The sequence below is a fragment of the Flavobacterium okayamense genome, from assembly GCF_019702945.1.
In the GTDB taxonomy this organism is placed as follows: Bacteria; Bacteroidota; Bacteroidia; order Flavobacteriales; family Flavobacteriaceae; genus Flavobacterium; species Flavobacterium okayamense.
The window spans coordinates 2174251-2192181 of record NZ_AP024749.1 but is presented as its reverse complement, the minus strand read 5'-3'; the positions used below and the strand labels follow the sequence as shown (position 1 = coordinate 2192181).

Sequence of the window (17931 nt, the reverse complement as noted above, 5' to 3'; positions counted from 1 at the left end):
TCTATTATTATTTTTTATTGTAACCTAAAATATTTAAAACTTGATCAGCACTTTGTTGCTCAGAGAAAACTTCTGTTGCTAAAATACCGTTTTTGTCTCTATCTATTAAGATGTGTTTTGGTTGCGGAATTAAACAGTGGTGTAATCCTCCAAAACCACCAATCGTTTCTTGGTAGGCTCCTGTGTTGAAGAAGCCAATATATAAAGGTTTTTCTTTGTTGTATTTTGGTAAATAAACTGCATTCATGTGTTGTTCAGAATTGTAGTAATCATCAGAATCACAAGTCAATCCACCCAGTAAAACTCTTTCGTAAGTATCATTCCAGCGATTTACAGCTAACATTACAAAGCGTTTATTAATTGCCCATGTATCAGGAAGTGTAGTAATGAAAGAAGAGTCAATCATATTCCAATTCTCTCTATCATTTTGTTGTTTTTGATATAAAACTTCATAAACTGCTCCTCCAGATTCTCCAACTGTAAACGAACCAAATTCTGTAAAGATATTTGGAACATCAACTTCAGCTTCGTCACAAGCAATTTTAATTTGATTTAATATCTCTTCAATCATGTATTGATAATCGTAATCAAAAGCTAATGAGTTTTTGATTGGGAAACCACCACCAATATTTAAACTATCAAGTGTAGGACATTCTTTTTTCAAAGCAATGTAAACTTTCATACACTTTAATAATTCATTCCAGTAGTAAGCAGTATCGCGAATACCTGTATTAATGAAGAAGTGAAGCATTTTAAGCTCGACTTTCTTATTTTCTTGTATTTGTTTTCTGTAAAAAGGAACAATGTTTTTATAGCCTATTCCTAAACGAGAAGTATAGAATTCGAATTTTGGTTCTTCTTCGGCAGCAATACGAATACCTATTTTGATTTTACTCTTGATTTTCTCTTGAAGTAAATCTAATTCTTCGTAATTATCAATTACAGGAATCGTATTTTTATGTCCGTTATTGATTAAACGAGCTATGTTTTCAATGTAGGCATCACGTTTAAATCCATTACAAACAACAAAAGTGTTTTTATTAATTTTTCCTTCTTCAATTAAATTTTCAACAATGTTGATATCGAAAGCCGAAGAAGTCTCAATGTGAATGTTGTTTTTTAAAGCCTCGTCTAAAACGAATTTAAAATGAGAACTTTTTGTACAATAGCAATAGTAATAGTTTGCATCATAGTCTAATTTTTCCATAGAATTTCTAAACCAAAGTTTTGCCTGGCGAATGTTTTTAGAAATTTTAGGTAAATATGTGAATTTTAATGGAGTTCCATATTCTTCAACTAGTTTCATTAAGTCGATTCCATGGAAGTGTAAATTATCTTTGTTTAAAGTAAATTCTTCTTGAGGGAAGTAAAAAGTTTGGTTAATTAAATCCGAATAACTTGTTTTCATTAATACGATTGAAATTAAAATTAAAAAAAAGAGCTAATAATAAGGTAATCGTTTGTTTTTCAAACTCTAATATTAGCAAAAATAATTGGTAATTTTTCGTAAAAAGCTTTTAAAAGCAAAAATAAATCGATGAAAGTATGCTCTTGCATTTTAACAGCAAAAGCTTTATTAAAATTCCGGTTAACATCCGGAGGAATAGAATCATCAATAGAAATGTAGTTTCCTTTCATCAAAAACAAAATTATAAATAAAATGTAGAATATTAAAAAATAATGTAATTATTTATAATCTTCAAATGCTTTGAAAATCAAATCGTTATCGCAATATTCATTGATTTTAATTTTTCCAATTCCTTCTAAAAGTGCAAATTGAACTTTACCGAACTCATTTTTTTTGTCAAAAATCAATAAATCAATAATTTGATTGATGTCTTCTTTGGTAAAATCTACTTTATCAAAATATTCACTTATAATATATTTAATCTCGTAATATTCTTCATTTGAAAGTAATCCTTTTTCTTTAGAAATGTAGCTTTCTAATATCATTCCGATAGCAACTGCATGTCCATGAAGTAGAGTAGGTTTTTCTGGATTTTCTAAACAATAACTTTCAATAGCGTGACCTAAAGTATGTCCGAAATTTAATGCTTTTCGAATGCCGTTTTCCGTTAAATCTTCAGAAACTATAGTGTTTTTTATTTGAACTGATTGATGAATTAATTCATTTAAATCTTCTGTATTTAAAGAAGATAGTGATTTAAATTTATCCCAATAAGTTTTATCAGAAATTAAACCATGTTTTAGCATTTCAGCTAAACCCGAACGCATTTCCGAAGCTGGAAGTGAGTCTAAAAACGAAGTGTCAACTAATACCGCTTTCGGTTCGCGAATAATACCAATTTGGTTTTTTAAAACCCCTAAATCAACACCATTTTTCCCACCAATTGCAGCATCAACCATTCCTAGCAAAGTAGTAGGTATATTTATAAACTCAATTCCGCGTTTAAAAGTACAAGCAATAAATCCGCCAATATCAGTAATAACACCACCACCAAGGTTTAAAACAATACTTTTTCTATCGCCGCCTAAATCGATTAATGCTTGCCAAACTTGTGCACACGTTTCAATATTCTTGAATTGTTCACCAGCTTCAAGTTCAATGATTTCAATTTCAACATCTGTAGCCAATTGTGCTAAAAAATTAGGCAAACAATACTGTGACGTATTTTCATCGACTAAAACAAAAATCTTAGAGAAGGTATTTACTTGTAATAATTCGTTTAAAAATGCGTAACAATTATCGTTAAATAAGATTTTATGATTGATGGCTTGTATAGTTTGCATGCTGAAATTCAATTTGATGCAAAATAAGGCATTTTTTATTTAAAATTTGGTAGTTCTAAAGTATATTTGCACTACTTATTTCAAATCCAATTATGGAAAAGATTTTCAACAACACAGAAGTTGCTTTTTCTTTAAAAAGCGACACCGAATTAGAAAGAGCCTATTTTTTATTTAAACTTATTGAAAAAGAGCCCCTTGTAAAGATTGGAACTGCGGTAACCAATTTTGCTCTAAAAGCGCATTTACCAGTAGAAGGATTAATACGTTCTACGGTTTTTGATCATTTTTGTGGAGGTGTCAATGAAATAGATTGTCTTTCTGTTGTAGACAGAATGTACACTAAAGGTGTTTCTTCAGTTTTAGATTATTCTGTTGAAGGAAAGGAAGAAGAAGCACAGTTTGATGCCGCTTTAGATATGACTTTACGTACGATTGATTTTGCTAAAGAAAGAGAAGCAATTCCTTTTGCAGTGTTTAAACCAACAGGTTTTGGCCGTTTTGCATTGTACCAAAAAATAGGAGAAGGAAAAGAGCTTACTGAAATTGAAAGAGAAGAATGGAATAGAGTAGTAGCGCGTTTTGAAAAAGTGTGTAAAACAGCTTATGAAAAAGATGTGGCACTATTAATTGATGGTGAAGAAAGTTGGATGCAAGATGCAGCTGATGATTTAGTTGCCGATATGATGCAGAAATACAACCAAGAAAAAGCGATTGTTTTTAATACGTTACAAATGTATCGTTGGGATCGTTTAGATTATCTTAAAAAATTACACGAAAGAGCCAAAGCAGAAGGTTTCCACATTGGAATGAAATTAGTTCGTGGTGCTTACATGGAAAAAGAAAACAATAGAGCCGAAGAAAAAGGTTATAAATCGCCTATTTGTGCAAGCAAACAAGCTACTGATGAAAACTACGATGCTGCTGTTTTATATATGATTAACCATATTGACAGAATGGCCATTTTTGCAGGAACACATAACGAAAACAGTTCTTATACATTAATGCAATTAATGGAGGAAAAAGGAATTGCTAAAAACGATAACCGTATTTTCTTTGGACAATTGTATGGAATGAGCGACAATATTAGTTACAATTTAGCTGAAAACGGTTACAATGTGGCAAAGTATTTACCATTTGGACCAGTACGCGACGTTATGCCTTACTTAATACGTAGAGCCGAAGAAAACACTTCTGTAGCTGGACAAACGAGTAGGGAACTCGATTTAATTAAAAAGGAGAGAACTAGAAGAAAGTTATAAAAGAAAAAGCGGATTAATTATCCGCTTTTTTAATTTTTTATACATCTTATTCCAGCGCCAATTTGGATTGGATTATCAATATATTGTATTGTAGGAGTATCAAAAAGTTGAATCATAACTCGGGTTCCACTTGTTTCATTTGGATTTGTATAAGTCACATCTGAAGTTGCCCAAGTGCAAACACCTTCTGCAAAAGTAGGTGTACCAAAAGCACTTACATAACCATTAGGAAGTCCTCTAAAATTAACTGCATCTGTTCCATTACCTGATGAGGGTAACCATCCAAAATCAGTTTTTAAAGTCAAACCTTCATTATTTGCATAGCCATTTTGACTTAAATAATTCTCTAATTCTTGGAAATCGGATTGGCTAGGAATTCGCCAACCTAATGGGGCTAATTTTCCCGATTCTATTGCTAAATGATTGTACATTGCACCATAATAATCTTGTGGTAAATCATCGGGATAAACGTCATTTAAATCACTAGTTTCAGCCCATTGATAAAAAGCATTAGGTTGATTAAAATTTAACCAATTTATTCCATGAGTTGCAAAAGAATATAGCGTAATGGGTTGACCGTCGTTATATTTAGTTGTTTTTAAATTTTCTAACATCCACGTTTGATTACCAATTTTGATTGTTTGGTAGGTATTTCCATCAGCATCCGTTACGGTACCGTAAACAGAAAGATTATCATCGAAATCTTTAGAACATGAAAGTATACTAACTACAACAACAAGAAGAATTAAAAACTTTTTCATAAAAACAATTTAATATTGTAAATATAAGAAAATTTAATTTGCATCTATTTTAAGTTATAATTTGCTTTTAAGAGAAGTTTTGCTAATGTGTTATTCCGTATTTAATACGTAGGGCAGAAGAAAATGCTTCTGTTGAAGGGCAAACGAGTAGGTAACTAAATTTAATTAAAAAGGAGAGAACAAGAAGAAAATTATAAAAGAAAAAGCGAATGAAATTCATTCGCTTTTTTATTATTTCTTATAAATAGTATCATTCAGATTATCAATAATATATATTAAATCGTAAGTACTATCAGCATATATTTGGTAAGACGTTAAAATTTTTGCCCCAAACTTATTATTTGCTCTAAAATTGAAAATTCCATTAAATTTTCCAGGAAACATTTTTTTATTTACTTTTTCTTCAATATTTATTATTCGATTTAACATTTTAACCTCAAAATCATTTCCATTCTTTCTTAAAGAATCTAATTTATTTTTTCGATCTTGAATATATTTTTTATTAATTAAATATTCTGTACTATCTAAAGTAAAGCTTTGAAATTCGTAGCTTTCTGGATCATTTAAAATATATAGTATTTTATCTTCTACTATTTCCTGTAATATATCTTGGGGGTTTTCTTTTTTACATGAATTAAAAAGAAACATCAATGATATAAAAAGCATTTTTTTCATAAAATTTATATTTTTTCAAATCTATTAAATATTTAAAACTAATTAATTTTCCTCATTTTCTTTTTCATTCAAATACTCTTGCGTTTTATTATATGCTTCTTCAGAATTATCGCTATTCAATTCGTTTAGTTTTAATTCATATAATTTAGGATCATTTCTATATTGAAATTTTAAAATACTTTCTGATGGCATTAAAAAGAATGAAAAAGTCAAAAATGTAATTATAGAAGTTCTAATTAATAAGTTTCTATTGAAAACTTTAGATTCTTCATCACTTTTATTATTCAAAACAATTGCAACTATTAATAATGGTATTAATGAAATTCCACCAATAATCAACATTGGGCCAGCACCAGGCCAAAACATTATTTTAAATAAAATTCCAATTAAAGCTATAGAAAGTAACCAACCATATAAAATAGAAAGTCCGACTTTCTTTTTAAAAACAGGTTTATCATTAATAAAATAGAATCCTAAAGGGAAATAACAAAAAGCAATTCCTAATAAACCAAGAATTGTAATCACTGAACCGCCTGGCCAAAGATTATACTTAAAAATTAAACCGATAATAAAAATTGCAAATAATACTTTTTCTGTTTTCATATATAAAATTTATTCTTTTAATTCATTCATCCAAAAAGCTGATAAATTATTTAATTCTTTTTTATTAGATAATATTGAATCAGTTAAATAAGCTTGATAAGAATTTCGATTGCCTAACAAACGATAGTTTTCTTCATTTTGAACTTTTAAAGTGTATTTCTTATATGGTTCAAAATCAAACCAGTTTTTTTTATGAATACCTTGTAAAGTATAAACTGCAATTTCACCTTCTGTTGCTAAAAAGAAAGGACAAGTGTGTACTTTTGTTGTATCTGTCTTTTCCAATTTTGTTAAAAGAAACTTCGTTAATTCTTTTTTAGGTTTATTAAACAAAGCTTTCCATTCTTTGGAGTTAGTCATTACACATCCTTCGTTTCCAAAACGTCCATTTACAAAATTTTGTCCACCTGTTAAACAACCATTTTTATATTTAACAATTTGCCATAAACTATCAATTGACAAAGAGTCAAAAGTGTTTTTTGAAGGTTTTTCTAAAACTTGCCTTTTAGACATAGTATTATCACTCTTTTTCTTCTCTGTGCAAGAAATTAGAAATAATAACAAAAAGAAAACATATTTTTTCATTTACTGGTTATTTATCAAATTATTCAAATCTAATAAATATTTAGAACATATCATTTTCCATACATTAAAATATTATAATATTGTTTGTAACTTTAAATTCTAAAATAAATACTATGATTACACAACATACTTTTTCTTTTTTAAAAGAATTAAGCGAAAACAATAATCGTGATTGGTTTGAAGTAAACAAACCTGTTTTTGAAAAACAACAAGCGGCAACCAAAGCTTTTTTTAATGAAGTAGGGGAAGCGCTTTCAAAATTAGATAGTATTGAGAAAACTAAAATCTTCAGGATTTATAAAGACGTTCGTTTTTCAAAAGATAAAACACCTTATAAAACAAATTTTGGTGTATCGTATAGTAGAACAAAACCTATGTTGCGTGGTGGTTATTACTTGCATATTGAAAACAACAATAGTTTTATAGGTGGTGGTTTTTGGGATCCAAATAAAGAAGATTTAGAGCGCATTCGTAAAGAAATAGAACTCGATGCTAGTGAATTACGTGAAATCATAAATAGTACAGAATTTAAGAAATACTTTGGCGAATTAGTTGGTGATGAAGTTAAAACGGCACCAAAAGGATTTGATAAAAACCATCCTGATATTGATTTAATTCGCAAAAAACAGTTTTTAGTAATGCGAAAGTTTACAAACAAAGATGTTTTATCACCAAATTTTAAAGACGAAGTTGTTGCTACATTTCAAGCCATGCGTCCGTATTTCGATTATATGAGTTCAGTTTTAACAACCAACTTAAATGGAGAGTCGCTTTACTAAGCGGCTTCTTCAAATAATTGCACCTGACTTTTTAATCTTTCGATAAGCAAATTCATCATTCGTTTGTTCAAATTAGACGAATTTTGAATGTATTCTTTGTATTCTGAAATCGTAAACATACCAATTACAATTCCTTTTAAAGAGTTTCTGAACTTAATATCACGCTGTATGGCTGTTTCGATATAGTTCATTTTCTTTTCTGGCGAAAGTGTAAAGAAAACACCTTTTTGTTTGGTTGCATAGTTTTTAAAAACTTCAACAAACAAATCATTTTGAAACTTTAAAATAGGCCTAATCGTTTGATTTTGAAATCTTTCTTCTAGAGTAGAGGTCTCGAAAATTTGACCTATAGAATTACCTCTAATTTCTAAAAGAGCTTCGTCTTTAGTTTTCATAGCGTAGAACATTTTATAGTTAACTAAAGTTAAAAAAAATAACCCCTGAAAAAATCAGGGGTTATAAAAGTTATTAAGATACGATTGTTAATTAGTTCAATTTGAAAGTAACTCTTCTTACTAACTTTCTAGCATCTGTAGATTTTGCATCTACTGAAGTATCTTCACCTTGTGGCTTAACAGTCATTCTGTTAGCATCTACACCAGCTTTAGTAATTACGTCTTTAACGTAGTTAGCTCTTGTAGCAGAAAGGTTTTTGTTGTATTCTGAATCTCCAATTTCATCAGCATAACCATAAACGTCTGCCGATTTTGAAGGATTGTTTTTCAAGTAGTTTGTAATAAAATTGATTGCATCATAAGAAGCAGCAGTTGGTTTACTTGAATTGAAATCGAAATATACATTGATGTAACCACCGTTAATCATTTCTTCTAAAGAAGTTCCAGATTGTGCTGCAGGAGCATTATCTTTCTTCATTTTTTCAATGTAAGCTTCAATTTGATCGGGTACACCATTTTTGTTCATGTCAATTCCACGTCCTTTAGTATCAACATCGATACCTGTAATAGTATTAGGCTCAACATCAAATGCATCAGCAACACCATCTTTATCTGTATCGTTTAACATGATTTCTAAATCAGCCACTCTTTTCTCTAAGGCATCATATTTAGAATCGTTAGTTACCCAGTCAGCATGTTTTTCATTTTTACCTAAGTAAATAGAGATACCTAAAGTAGCATTGTAAAGTGTTGAGTTAAAACCTCTATCTTCTTTAACCGCTGGATCTTCAAAACCATCAAAAGTATATTGTTGATTAACATTGTTAATCATTGTAAAGTCTGCATTTAATGCCACACGATTAGACAATCTAAATTGAGCTGTTAAACCTAAAATAAAGTTTGTCATATCATCATTACCATCAAAGTTATCATTTGTCATAAATGAAAAACCAGCACCCGTATGTGCTTGTAAGTTGATAGTATTCGTCCAATCTTCAAAGTTCATGATTCTACCAAGGTTAATTACACCTTGTAAACTTGTTCTGTAGTACATTCCTTTAAATTCAATAGATTCAGATTTATTTTCGAATGAATCTAAACCAAAATCTAATTTTAGACCGAATTTATTGTTAAACATGTAACGAAGTCCTAAATCTCCATGAATGAAGTTAGTATTCGCTGCATAATAGTTTGACGAAAAAGGTGCTGTAGGTTTACTTAAACCAGCATTTAAATCAACTGACCATTTATTAAAATCAGTGGTTGTTTCTGTTTTATCTTGTGCGTTTGTTGTAATTGAGGCAAACACAGTTAATGATAAAATTGCAATAATTTTTTTCATTTTAATTTAGATGTTTTAAAAAAATCTTTGCGAAATTAGGACTTTTTGTTATATTTCAAAACAATTAAGTGTAAAATATTTAGTAATAAAAAATTACAAAATTGTAAATAATGAGATTTCACACAAGAAAATGGGTAAAACCTGAAGATTTAAATCCAAATGAAACTTTGTTTGGAGGACGTTTATTAGCTTGGATAGACGAAGAAGCCGCTTTATATGCCATTATTCAACTTGAAAATTCTAGAGTAGTTACAAAACATATGTCGGAAATTAATTTTATGGCGAGTGCTAAGCAAGGTGATATAATCGAATTAGGATTAGATGTTACTAGGTTTGGAAAAAGTTCATTAACCTTGCGATGTGAAGCTAGAAATAAAATGACAAGAGAAACTATTTTAACCGTGGATTCTATCACTATGGTTAATTTAGACGAATCAGGAAAGCCTAAACCTCACGGAAAAACAGAAATAGAATTTGTTAGAGATAGATTAGATAATAATGACTAATCGCTAAGAACATTCTCTAATTCAAACAATTCTAAGTCGAAATAAGAAACAGAAGCAATAATATGGTCTAAAATATCTGCCATAATGTATTCATAGTTTTCCCAAACTTTATCTTTAGAAAAACAATAAATTTCTAGAGGTATACCTTTTTCAGTGGGTTGAAGATGTCTCACCATTAACATCATATCTTTATTAATACCTGGATGAGATAATAAATATTGTGTTATATATTTTCTGAACAACCCTAAATTAGTAAGATTTCTCCCATTTACAATTATAGATTTATCAATATTGTTATTTTCATTAAATTTATCAATATCGCTTTGTCTGTGATCTATATATGATGTTAAATGTTGAATTTTTTTAAATCGATCGAGTTCTTCTTTATTTACAAAACGAACTGATTTAGAACGAATTAAAACATGTCTTTTAATTCTTCTTCCATCAGACTTCAACATTCCTCTCCAGTTTTTAAAACTATCGGAGATTAAACTATAAGTTGGGATAGTTGTGGTAGTATTATCAAAATTTCGAACTTTTACAGTAGCTAAATTAATTTCAATTACATCTCCATCGGCTCCAAACTTTTCCATTGTAATCCAATCGCCAATTCGAACCATATCATTTACAGAAACAGAAATACTAGCTACAAATCCAAGTATAGTATCTCTAAAAATCAAAATAATAATTGCGGAAATAGAACCAAAAGTGGCAATAAAAGTAGTTTTATTTATGCTAAATAAAATGGATAGAAAAGAGAAAATTCCAAACATCCAAAGCATAATCATAATTACTTGAATGTAGCTATCAATAGGCTTGTCGCTAAATCTTGGTTTTTCTTTAAGATAATCTTTTAAAGAATTGAATACACTTCGAATAATCCAAAGTGAAAGTACAATTATGTATATTTTTATGCCTTTTTCAAAAAAATTTTCCCATTTAGTAAAATCAGCTAAAATAACAGGAACTGTCTTATATATAAAAAGTAAAGGTATTAAGTGTGCAATGTATTTAGCTGTTTTATTTGCAACTAAAAAATCATCAAATGTAGATTTAGTTCTTGCAGCAACTATAGCTAAACAAATAATAAGGAACTTTTTAAAAATGTAGTCTAATATATAAGCAACTATTGTTAATACGATAATGTTAACCAATAAGTTTCCATAAGATGAAGATGTTTCACTTAAACCTAGATTGATTAATATATCGTATGCCCAATTAAAAATTTTCACTTATGATAAACTACTTAAATATTTTTTCTCTACATAAAATGTCCCGAAAGGGATAACAGAAGCTATACAGATAATAAAATATTTTTTCATGTCCCATTTTTGCTCATATTTTAAAACTGAAGCCAGTACAATATAAGCAATAAAAAGTAAACCATGAGCCATACCAATATGCTTTACATATAAAGGATCGTTAGCTACATATTTCATTGGCATTGCAAAAAATAATAATGCCAATAAAGAAATACCTTCTAATAAAGCTGTAATCTTAAAAAATTTTATCATGATAAAGCAGAATAAATAGCATAACCGTAAATTACAAAACGTAAAATTCTAAGCGATGCAAAAACAAAAAAGTGACGTTGCGGAAATTTAATCATACCCGCTGCTAAACAAGCCATAGCAAAAGGAAGTGGAAGTAAAGCTCCGACAGCAATCAGAAAACCACCCCATTTTTGCATATTCCTTATATGCTTAGACATGCGACCTTCAAGATAGTCATTTATTTTTGGGATTAACAATAAAGTTCTTCCTTTATAATACGATAATATTCCTCCTCCTAATGATAAAACTGCTAAAAATGATAAATAGAGTAGAGGAGATTGAGTACTTTTTGTCCAAGCTATAAAAATATCAGGAGGTAATAGTCCCAAAATACTTTCTGAAATAAAAAATAAAGTAAAAATAAATGTATCGCTGAAATTTTGCGTAATATACAAAAGCATATCATTGATACTCATTACTTTATAATTAATGTAAAGCAAAATACCAACAATAACCGACAACGGAATCAATGCTTTTTTGGTATTATCCCATATAAAAGCATAAAAACCAGTATACTTATAATATTGGTGTAATAATCTAGCTCTAGATTTCTTTTGTTTTTGCATTATACTAAAGATTTGGAGTACAAAATTATAAAAGATATTCAGCTACTTTAGTTAAAAAATAGATAAAAAACTATTATATTATGTAAAATAAAAAATTAGAATTCTAAAAAAGCTTGATTGTAAGCTTTAATATCTAAAACATTATTCTTTTTAGATAAATCAGTTAAAAGTTCTAAATAGTAAGCAAAGCTTTCTAAATCGTTTGAATCTGAATATTGATTTGTTTTTTCATCATTTTCAGCTTCTTCATCTAAATCTTCAGGAATAGCTATTAAAAAAGCATTGTTAGCTTCTAAGTGCTCATAAGCAAGACGTAAAGATTTTGTTACTGTAGGATTTTTTTCTTCTAATGAAATCTCACGAATTTTTTTTAAATCCTCAACAGTTTCGTTTACATCAAATTTATTTTGAATTAAATTTTTTTGAATTTTCTCAATTAGTTTAATAGCTTGTTTATTTTCCATAATGATTTATAAGATTGTAAAACGCAAAAATACTTTAAATTTAGAATAAGCGCAATATGAAATCCAAAAAAGATTATCTATATTTTATTAATACAAATTTGAATTATAATATACATTATGTAAAATAGAATATTTTAAAACTAAATATATAATTTGTACATTTACTCTAGATATTTCCTTTTATGAAAAACCCTATTGCTTACAGAATTGCCGAATTTTTAAAGAACTATCACCCATTTAGTGAACTTAAGTTTGAAAACATTATTACAGTTGCTCAACAATGTTCTGTATTGTATTTAGAAAAAAATGAAACTTTATTTAAAATTCATGATGTAATTCATGATGCATTTTATGTAGTTGCTGCTGGTGCTGTAGGCCTATCTGTTACTTCTGATACTGACGATGTGTTGATAGATAAATGTGATGAAGGCGATATTATAGGTTTACGTCCATTTTTTGCGCAAGATAATTATTTAATGACAGCTAAAGCACGTGAAGAAAGTATTTTATATGCTATTCCTATTTCTGTTTTCAAGCCTATTGCAATGGAAAATACTGAAGTTTTAAACTTTTTATTGAGAAGTTTTGCTTCGAATACTAGAAATCCTTTAGATAAAAATCACAAAGGAAAATTAATTTCTGAAAATGTAATTTACAGTGAAAATGCAAATGAAATTCAATATTTTCAACCAATAAACTATAGTAAAAGTCCAGTTACTGCCTCTGCTTCTGATATTGTAAAATATGTTGCGCAAACAATGTCTACAAGACGAATTGGAAGCATCATAGTTCATGAAAATCAATTGCCAATTGGTATTGTAACCGACAAAGATCTACGTTCTAAAATCGCTACTGGAATTTTTTCAATTGATGTTTCTGTAGATAAAATTATGTCTTCACCTGTCATAACTGTTCAAGAAAATTTATCAATTGCGGAAGCCCAAATGATAATGCTGAAAAATAATGTTGGGCACCTATGTGTGACAGAAGATGGCACAAATCAATCTAAAATTATTGGAATTATTTCAGAGCATGATATTGTTGTTGCCCAAGCAAATAATCCTGGAGTTTTACTAAAACAGATTAGAAAAGCTGAAAAAACTTCTGATTTAAAGCTTTTACGTGAAAAACTTACAGATTTAATTCAAAATTCTTTAGATAAAAATATTCCATTAAATCATATTTGTTCAATTGTTGGAGAGATTAATAATGCAATAATTAAACGCTGTATAGAGCTTTCTATTGAGAAAATAGGCTCTGCTCCTCCTGCTAAATTTGCATGGGTTAATATTGGTAGTCAAGGTAGAAAAGAACAGTTATTATTAACAGATCAAGACAATGCGTTAGTATTTGAAGATGTTGAAGATGAGCGTTATGACGAAGTAAAAGCCTATTTTTTAAAGCTATCAGACAAAGTAAATGTTAGACTAAATAAAGTTGGTTATGAGTTTTGCCCTGCAGATATGATGGCACGAAACCCGCTTTGGTGTAAATCTATTACAGATTGGTGCAATCAATTTAAAGGATGGATAAATACACCTGGCGAAAAAGGAATTTTAATGTGCACTATTTTCTTTGATTATGATTTTGTTTATGGAGAAGAAAGTTTAATCAATCAGATATCAGATACCATTCAAAAGGAAACTGAAAACAATGACTTGTTTTTTGCATATTTAGGTGCTGATGCTTTAAAAAACCCTCCTCCTCTTGGTTTTTTTAGACAATTCCTAGTTGAAAGCGATGGAGAACATAAAGACACATTTGATATTAAAGCGCGTGCCTTAGTTTCATTAATTGATGCTGCTAGAATTTTATCGCTACAACAAGGTGTTTATGGGAATTCAAATACTGCTTATAGGTTTAATAAACTAGCAGAAAAAGAACCTCAAAATGCTTCAATTTATGAGGCATGTAACGATGCTTTTTTAGAACTATTAAAGTTTAGAACCGATGAAGGTTTGAAAAACAATTCAAATGGTAGATATTTGAATTTAAATGAGTTATCTAAATTAGATAAAGTAAAGCTTAAAAATTCATTTATGCCAATTTCTGATATTCAGGAAGTATTAAAAAATCGTTTTCAATTAACTTATTTCACTTAATAGATGAATTGGAATTGGTTTAAAAAAATACAAAAAGACGCTCCTCAATTTTGGGAAAATTACTTGGCTTCATTTTCAAATTCTGAAACCATTAAAAATCGTTATGTAGTATTTGATTGTGAAACGACTGGCTTAAATACAAAAAATGATAGAATTTTATCGATTGGAGCTGTTTCAATAGTAGATAACCAAATTAAAGTCGAGGATTCATTTTCGATGTTTTTAAAGCAAGATATTTTTAAGCGAGAATCTGTTCCTATTCATGGTATTCTAAAAGAAGGTATTGAAGAGAAATATGTTGAAGCAGAAGCTATAATTCGCTTTTTAGAATTTATTAAAAACGCTACGCTTGTAGGCCACCATGCGAGTTTTGATATTGAAATGGTTAATCAAGCATTAAAACGTTTAGAAGTTGGAAAGCTTAAAAATCAATATATGGATACAGATATTATGTATCAAAAATTAAAACATTATTCAAGTGAGGAACACACATCTTTGGATGAACTATGTGATGTTTTTAAAATTAAAAAATCAGATAGGCATACTGCAAGTGGTGATGCTTTTATAACGGCTTTGGTTTTTTTGAAATTAAAACGAAAATTAGAAATTTAAGTATGAGCTTAAAAACAATAAAAATTGCACTATTGATTTCATTCTTTTTTTGTTATTTAGAATGGGGAAACAATAAGTCAGCATTTATTTTTGATGTTGTTTATACTTTATTTTTTGAAAATTTTTCTTTTGGTATTTTTTTTCACCCCATTATACTTCTATCATTAATTTCAGTGATAATAATTATTTTTAGTTTATTTAAAAAAATTAATGTTAGAATTGAAAAAGCTTTCTTTATTCTTTTAACGTTTTTAGTACTATTCTTTTTATTTATTGGAATAATTTCTTTGCGTTATAAAGTTATAATCTCTACTCTACCCTTTTTAATTTTGATTAACTTCTATTTTATAAAAAAAAAGAAGGAAGTTTATACTTCCTTCTTTTATTTATTTGGCTCTAAAGCTTTTTCAATTCTATCAATACAATCTAAATAATGATATTTTAATGTTGTATTAGGTGCATTATTTTTAGCTATAATTAGTCTAGTTTTCAAAGTAATTAATTCTCCTCTAATCATTGCTCTTAAATCAGAAAGAGAAACCATATAATCTTTAAAGTTTTTAAAATCATCATTTAAAAGATAATTCATTCTATCAAGATACGCGCGTTGTAAACCTCTTCTAAAAGTACTACTGTTCTCAAGAGTATAAACCTCCTTCCAAATTCCTTTTCTTAAATCACTTAAAAATTCAATTGATGAATACGCTTTTGAATCTATTAAATAAGAGTCAAACAGTCTCCCTAAACGATCTGCGCTTAATAAACTATTCAAATGACGTGCTTGAATTCTACTTACTTTATCAATATATCCTTGATAATTAATATTTTGTAAAATCCTTTTATCTACAAGCCAAGTTGGTGTTTGAAAAGCATTATTATGTAACCAATTTATAGCCTCTTTTTGATTACTTTTTGGCACTGAACTATATACCACACCTCCTTGATCAGGATTTTTGTAATCTTCGTAAACTCCCCCAACATGAGTAACAACATGTCCTATATATCTACTCCATACACCTAACATTTCACCATATAACTCTTCTAAATCTTCATAGCTATTGGTCTTATCACTTGTCCATTCTGGTAAATGTTCTGATACATATTTTAAATTCTTTAATCCGTATGTACTTGCTTTAATACTGTTATTCCCAATATCTTCAGTTTGCGAACGAGGATCAAAGCTACTTCCTTGGTTACCAAAACGATACATTTCATCATTTTCTTTAGCTCTAATCCATTCATCTAGAATTTTTTCTTCGCACTCCTTAGAGTTGCAATCTGCTAAATAACGATATCCCCAATTAATTGCATAATAATCATACGGACCCATTTGACGTATGAAACGAACACCTTCATCACCAGGTTGAGCTATGTAATTAAATCGGGCATAATCCATAATACTTGCTGAAATTCCAAATTCTTTTGTAAAAGGAGCTTTACGGTAATTCTCTACATCATAAGCACAACTTGCCCCCATATTATGTGGTAAACCCAATGCGTGGCCTACTTCATGTGCAATTACCATTTGCATCATCTCTCCCATTGCGTCATCACTTGTATCTAATGTTCTTGCATCGGTATTAGCAGCGCCTGTTTCTAATAAATATCTATTTCTATATGAACGTAAATGATTGTGATACCAAATAATATCACTTTCAATAATCTCTCCGGTTCTTGGATCAACAACACTAGGTCCCATTGCATTTCTAGTCGTACTAGCTACATAACGTATTACTGAATAACGAATATCCTCTGGACTAAAATCAGGATCTTCTTCTTTAGTTGGAGCATCTTTACAAATAATTGCATTTTTAAAACCAGCAGCTTCAAATGGTTTTTGCCACTCTTCTACACCTGCCTTAATGTATTTCTTTAATTTTTCAGGAGTCGCTGGATCTAAATAATAAACAATAGGTTTTATTGGCTCTACTAATTCCCCTCTTTTGTATGCTTCAACATCATTTGGTTCTAAACGCCATCTTCTTATAAAGGTTTTTTTGTCAGATTTTAAAGCCTCACTTCCGTAATCATAATGACTAAGATTGAACCACCCCACCCTTCTATCAAATAAACGAGATTTCATGGGTACTTCGGGCAATAAAATCATTGATTGATTCATTTGAATACTTATAGTTTCGGTATCGGGTAAAACACTTGGATTAGAAGCTGTATAAGTAAAATCTTGAATAACTTCAATGTTTTGAGGAAATGATTTTACTGAGTTAATAAAACTCCTAGAACTATCTAAACTTTTCACCTTATTAGTGGTTCGAATTCTACTGTCCAATCCGCTCATTGCTTTAATATCTGAACTGTAAAATTTTGTTACATCAATTACTATTGCGGATGAATCTTTTGAAAATGCTTTAATATCAAAAGCATAAAGTGTTGGTTCATAATTATTAGCTTTAACAGAAATGCTAATGGGTAAACTATCATTAGCAATTGAACTATAAGACTTAACTTTAATCAAAATTTTATCCTGAAAACGCTCCCAAATAATTAGTTGTTCATTTGTTGATGTACCTGCATTAATGTAACCTCCACCTAAACCTGTTGGAAGTTTTGCAATCCTACTTACTAACAGCATTTCCTTGTTTAGTAATTCATTAGGAATTTCAAAAAAGTAATTATCTTTTACTCTATGAGTTGTAAATAATCCTTTATCTGACAGTGCTTCCTTAGTTATAACTTTATCATAAGGTTTAATTTTAGCCGTTTTTTCTTTTTCAGCCTTTTCTTTTAGAGCTTTAGATTTAGCAGCTGCTTCAAGTTGTTTTTTCTTCTTTTTAGATTGTGCTTCAATAGGTACAGAAAACAAAATTGTTAAACCTAAAAATAGAATAAATATTTTTTTCATAATATTTGGTTAGTTACTATTCAAAAATAATTGAAATTGAAAATAAAATAGAATAAAAGATGCCTTTTAACTTGGTATTAACAAAAAAAAACTCTAGAAAAACTAGAGCTTTTTTTTA

19 protein-coding genes are annotated in these 17931 nt (G+C 29.1%); 5 read left to right on the top strand and 14 right to left on the bottom strand.

Translation table 11 applies throughout. The annotated features are described in order from the left end of the window. Nucleotides 1–7: 7 nt before the first annotated feature. Genes KK2020170_RS10215 through aroB form a run of 3 tightly spaced genes read right to left on the bottom strand, consistent with a single transcriptional unit; the run spans nt 8 to nt 2751 of the window. The gene (locus KK2020170_RS10215; RefSeq protein ID WP_221258236.1) at nt 8–1408 is read right to left on the bottom strand and encodes a type III PLP-dependent enzyme domain-containing protein; all 1401 of its coding nucleotides are present in this window, start codon (nt 1406–1408) and stop codon (nt 8–10) included. A gap of 59 nt (nt 1409–1467) precedes the next feature. Continuing rightward, nucleotides 1468–1638 (bottom strand): hypothetical protein, encoded by a 171-nt coding sequence (locus tag KK2020170_RS10210; RefSeq protein ID WP_221258235.1) that lies wholly within the window; start codon nt 1636–1638, stop codon nt 1468–1470. Nucleotides 1639–1686: 48 nt separating this feature from the next. Beyond that, the gene (gene aroB / locus KK2020170_RS10205; protein WP_221258234.1) at nt 1687–2751 is read right to left on the bottom strand and encodes a 3-dehydroquinate synthase; all 1065 of its coding nucleotides are present in this window, start codon (nt 2749–2751) and stop codon (nt 1687–1689) included. 92 nt (nt 2752–2843) lie between these two features. Here aroB and KK2020170_RS10200 point away from each other — a divergent pair, with 92 nt between their 5' ends. Further along, entirely contained in the window at nt 2844–4010 is a 1167-nt protein-coding gene (locus KK2020170_RS10200) for a proline dehydrogenase family protein (RefSeq protein WP_221258233.1), read from the top strand. A 29-nt stretch (nt 4011–4039) separates the two neighbouring features. On the opposite strand, the gene KK2020170_RS10195 is transcribed toward KK2020170_RS10200, so the two are convergent. The 4 genes from KK2020170_RS10195 to KK2020170_RS10180 all read right to left on the bottom strand — a co-directional run bounded on the left by KK2020170_RS10195 (nt 4040) and on the right by KK2020170_RS10180 (nt 6562). Further along, nucleotides 4040–4771 (bottom strand): fibrobacter succinogenes major paralogous domain-containing protein, encoded by a 732-nt coding sequence (locus KK2020170_RS10195; RefSeq protein ID WP_221258232.1) that lies wholly within the window; start codon nt 4769–4771, stop codon nt 4040–4042. 231 nt (nt 4772–5002) lie between these two features. Continuing rightward, on the bottom strand, nt 5003–5446 hold the full coding sequence (locus KK2020170_RS10190; RefSeq protein WP_221258231.1) for a hypothetical protein: 444 nt from the start codon (nt 5444–5446) through the stop codon (nt 5003–5005). Nucleotides 5447–5488: 42 nt separating this feature from the next. Next, nucleotides 5489–6049 carry a hypothetical protein gene (locus KK2020170_RS10185; RefSeq protein WP_221258230.1) on the bottom strand — a complete coding sequence of 187 codons (561 nt, stop codon included), beginning with the start codon at nt 6047–6049 and terminating at the stop codon, nt 5489–5491. Between the two features lie 9 nt (nt 6050–6058). Further along, nucleotides 6059–6562 (bottom strand): hypothetical protein, encoded by a 504-nt coding sequence (locus KK2020170_RS10180; protein WP_221258229.1) that lies wholly within the window; start codon nt 6560–6562, stop codon nt 6059–6061. Between the two features lie 185 nt (nt 6563–6747). Between KK2020170_RS10180 and KK2020170_RS10175 the strand changes: the two genes are divergently transcribed. Next, nucleotides 6748–7413 carry a DUF2461 domain-containing protein gene (locus tag KK2020170_RS10175; RefSeq protein WP_221258228.1) on the top strand — a complete coding sequence of 222 codons (666 nt, stop codon included), beginning with the start codon at nt 6748–6750 and terminating at the stop codon, nt 7411–7413. Here the strand turns inward: KK2020170_RS10175 and KK2020170_RS10170 are convergent. Both KK2020170_RS10170 and KK2020170_RS10165 read right to left on the bottom strand, forming a co-directional pair. Continuing rightward, nucleotides 7410–7808 carry a glyoxalase gene (locus tag KK2020170_RS10170; RefSeq protein ID WP_221258227.1) on the bottom strand — a complete coding sequence of 133 codons (399 nt, stop codon included), beginning with the start codon at nt 7806–7808 and terminating at the stop codon, nt 7410–7412. The two genes, KK2020170_RS10175 and KK2020170_RS10170, sit on opposite strands and share 4 nt — an antisense overlap. Before the next feature lie 91 nt (nt 7809–7899). Next, on the bottom strand, nt 7900–9150 hold the full coding sequence (locus tag KK2020170_RS10165; protein WP_221258226.1) for an OmpA family protein: 1251 nt from the start codon (nt 9148–9150) through the stop codon (nt 7900–7902). A 110-nt stretch (nt 9151–9260) separates the two neighbouring features. Between KK2020170_RS10165 and KK2020170_RS10160 the strand changes: the two genes are divergently transcribed. Beyond that, entirely contained in the window at nt 9261–9656 is a 396-nt protein-coding gene (locus KK2020170_RS10160) for an acyl-CoA thioesterase (RefSeq protein WP_221258225.1), read from the top strand. Here the strand turns inward: KK2020170_RS10160 and KK2020170_RS10155 are convergent. The 4 genes from KK2020170_RS10155 to KK2020170_RS10140 all read right to left on the bottom strand — a co-directional run bounded on the left by KK2020170_RS10155 (nt 9653) and on the right by KK2020170_RS10140 (nt 12239). After that, nucleotides 9653–10888 (bottom strand): mechanosensitive ion channel family protein, encoded by a 1236-nt coding sequence (locus KK2020170_RS10155; protein ID WP_221258224.1) that lies wholly within the window; start codon nt 10886–10888, stop codon nt 9653–9655. The two genes, KK2020170_RS10160 and KK2020170_RS10155, sit on opposite strands and share 4 nt — an antisense overlap. Then, nucleotides 10889–11170 (bottom strand): DUF3817 domain-containing protein, encoded by a 282-nt coding sequence (locus tag KK2020170_RS10150; protein ID WP_221258223.1) that lies wholly within the window; start codon nt 11168–11170, stop codon nt 10889–10891. After that, nucleotides 11167–11775, bottom strand: a complete 609-nt coding sequence (locus tag KK2020170_RS10145; RefSeq protein WP_221258222.1) for a YqaA family protein — start codon at nt 11773–11775, stop codon at nt 11167–11169. The genes KK2020170_RS10150 and KK2020170_RS10145 overlap by 4 nt, the downstream gene beginning before the upstream one ends. Before the next feature lie 95 nt (nt 11776–11870). Beyond that, nucleotides 11871–12239, bottom strand: a complete 369-nt coding sequence (locus tag KK2020170_RS10140) for a hypothetical protein (RefSeq protein WP_221258221.1) — start codon at nt 12237–12239, stop codon at nt 11871–11873. Between the two features lie 182 nt (nt 12240–12421). Between KK2020170_RS10140 and KK2020170_RS10135 the strand changes: the two genes are divergently transcribed. Next, nucleotides 12422–14341 (top strand): DUF294 nucleotidyltransferase-like domain-containing protein, encoded by a 1920-nt coding sequence (locus tag KK2020170_RS10135; protein WP_221258220.1) that lies wholly within the window; start codon nt 12422–12424, stop codon nt 14339–14341. 3 nt (nt 14342–14344) lie between these two features. After that, the gene (locus KK2020170_RS10130) at nt 14345–14953 is read left to right on the top strand and encodes a 3'-5' exonuclease (RefSeq protein WP_221258219.1); all 609 of its coding nucleotides are present in this window, start codon (nt 14345–14347) and stop codon (nt 14951–14953) included. A 382-nt stretch (nt 14954–15335) separates the two neighbouring features. Here KK2020170_RS10130 and KK2020170_RS10125 read toward each other — a convergent pair whose 3' ends face one another. Next, nucleotides 15336–17813, bottom strand: coding sequence for a zinc-dependent metalloprotease (locus tag KK2020170_RS10125; protein ID WP_221258218.1), 2478 nt, complete (start codon nt 17811–17813; stop codon nt 15336–15338). Nucleotides 17814–17931: the final 118 nt, after the last annotated feature.

What these genes read in the sequence shown, in the direction of transcription:
- KK2020170_RS10215 (WP_221258236.1), bottom strand. Translation starts at nt 1,408, where the DNA reads ATGAAAACAAGTTATTCGGATTTAATTAACCAAACTTTTTACTTCCCT.
- KK2020170_RS10210 (WP_221258235.1), bottom strand. Translation starts at nt 1,638, where the DNA reads ATGAAAGGAAACTACATTTCTATTGATGATTCTATTCCTCCGGATGTT.
- aroB (WP_221258234.1), bottom strand. Translation starts at nt 2,751, where the DNA reads ATGCAAACTATACAAGCCATCAATCATAAAATCTTATTTAACGATAAT.
- KK2020170_RS10200 (WP_221258233.1), top strand. Translation starts at nt 2,844, where the DNA reads ATGGAAAAGATTTTCAACAACACAGAAGTTGCTTTTTCTTTAAAAAGC.
- KK2020170_RS10195 (WP_221258232.1), bottom strand. Translation starts at nt 4,771, where the DNA reads ATGAAAAAGTTTTTAATTCTTCTTGTTGTTGTAGTTAGTATACTTTCA.
- KK2020170_RS10190 (WP_221258231.1), bottom strand. Translation starts at nt 5,446, where the DNA reads ATGAAAAAAATGCTTTTTATATCATTGATGTTTCTTTTTAATTCATGT.
- KK2020170_RS10185 (WP_221258230.1), bottom strand. Translation starts at nt 6,049, where the DNA reads ATGAAAACAGAAAAAGTATTATTTGCAATTTTTATTATCGGTTTAATT.
- KK2020170_RS10180 (WP_221258229.1), bottom strand. Translation starts at nt 6,562, where the DNA reads ATGTCTAAAAGGCAAGTTTTAGAAAAACCTTCAAAAAACACTTTTGAC.
- KK2020170_RS10175 (WP_221258228.1), top strand. Translation starts at nt 6,748, where the DNA reads ATGATTACACAACATACTTTTTCTTTTTTAAAAGAATTAAGCGAAAAC.
- KK2020170_RS10170 (WP_221258227.1), bottom strand. Translation starts at nt 7,808, where the DNA reads ATGAAAACTAAAGACGAAGCTCTTTTAGAAATTAGAGGTAATTCTATA.
- KK2020170_RS10165 (WP_221258226.1), bottom strand. Translation starts at nt 9,150, where the DNA reads ATGAAAAAAATTATTGCAATTTTATCATTAACTGTGTTTGCCTCAATT.
- KK2020170_RS10160 (WP_221258225.1), top strand. Translation starts at nt 9,261, where the DNA reads ATGAGATTTCACACAAGAAAATGGGTAAAACCTGAAGATTTAAATCCA.
- KK2020170_RS10150 (WP_221258223.1), bottom strand. Translation starts at nt 11,170, where the DNA reads ATGATAAAATTTTTTAAGATTACAGCTTTATTAGAAGGTATTTCTTTA.
- KK2020170_RS10145 (WP_221258222.1), bottom strand. Translation starts at nt 11,775, where the DNA reads ATGCAAAAACAAAAGAAATCTAGAGCTAGATTATTACACCAATATTAT.
- KK2020170_RS10140 (WP_221258221.1), bottom strand. Translation starts at nt 12,239, where the DNA reads ATGGAAAATAAACAAGCTATTAAACTAATTGAGAAAATTCAAAAAAAT.
- KK2020170_RS10135 (WP_221258220.1), top strand. Translation starts at nt 12,422, where the DNA reads ATGAAAAACCCTATTGCTTACAGAATTGCCGAATTTTTAAAGAACTAT.
- KK2020170_RS10130 (WP_221258219.1), top strand. Translation starts at nt 14,345, where the DNA reads ATGAATTGGAATTGGTTTAAAAAAATACAAAAAGACGCTCCTCAATTT.
- KK2020170_RS10125 (WP_221258218.1), bottom strand. Translation starts at nt 17,813, where the DNA reads ATGAAAAAAATATTTATTCTATTTTTAGGTTTAACAATTTTGTTTTCT.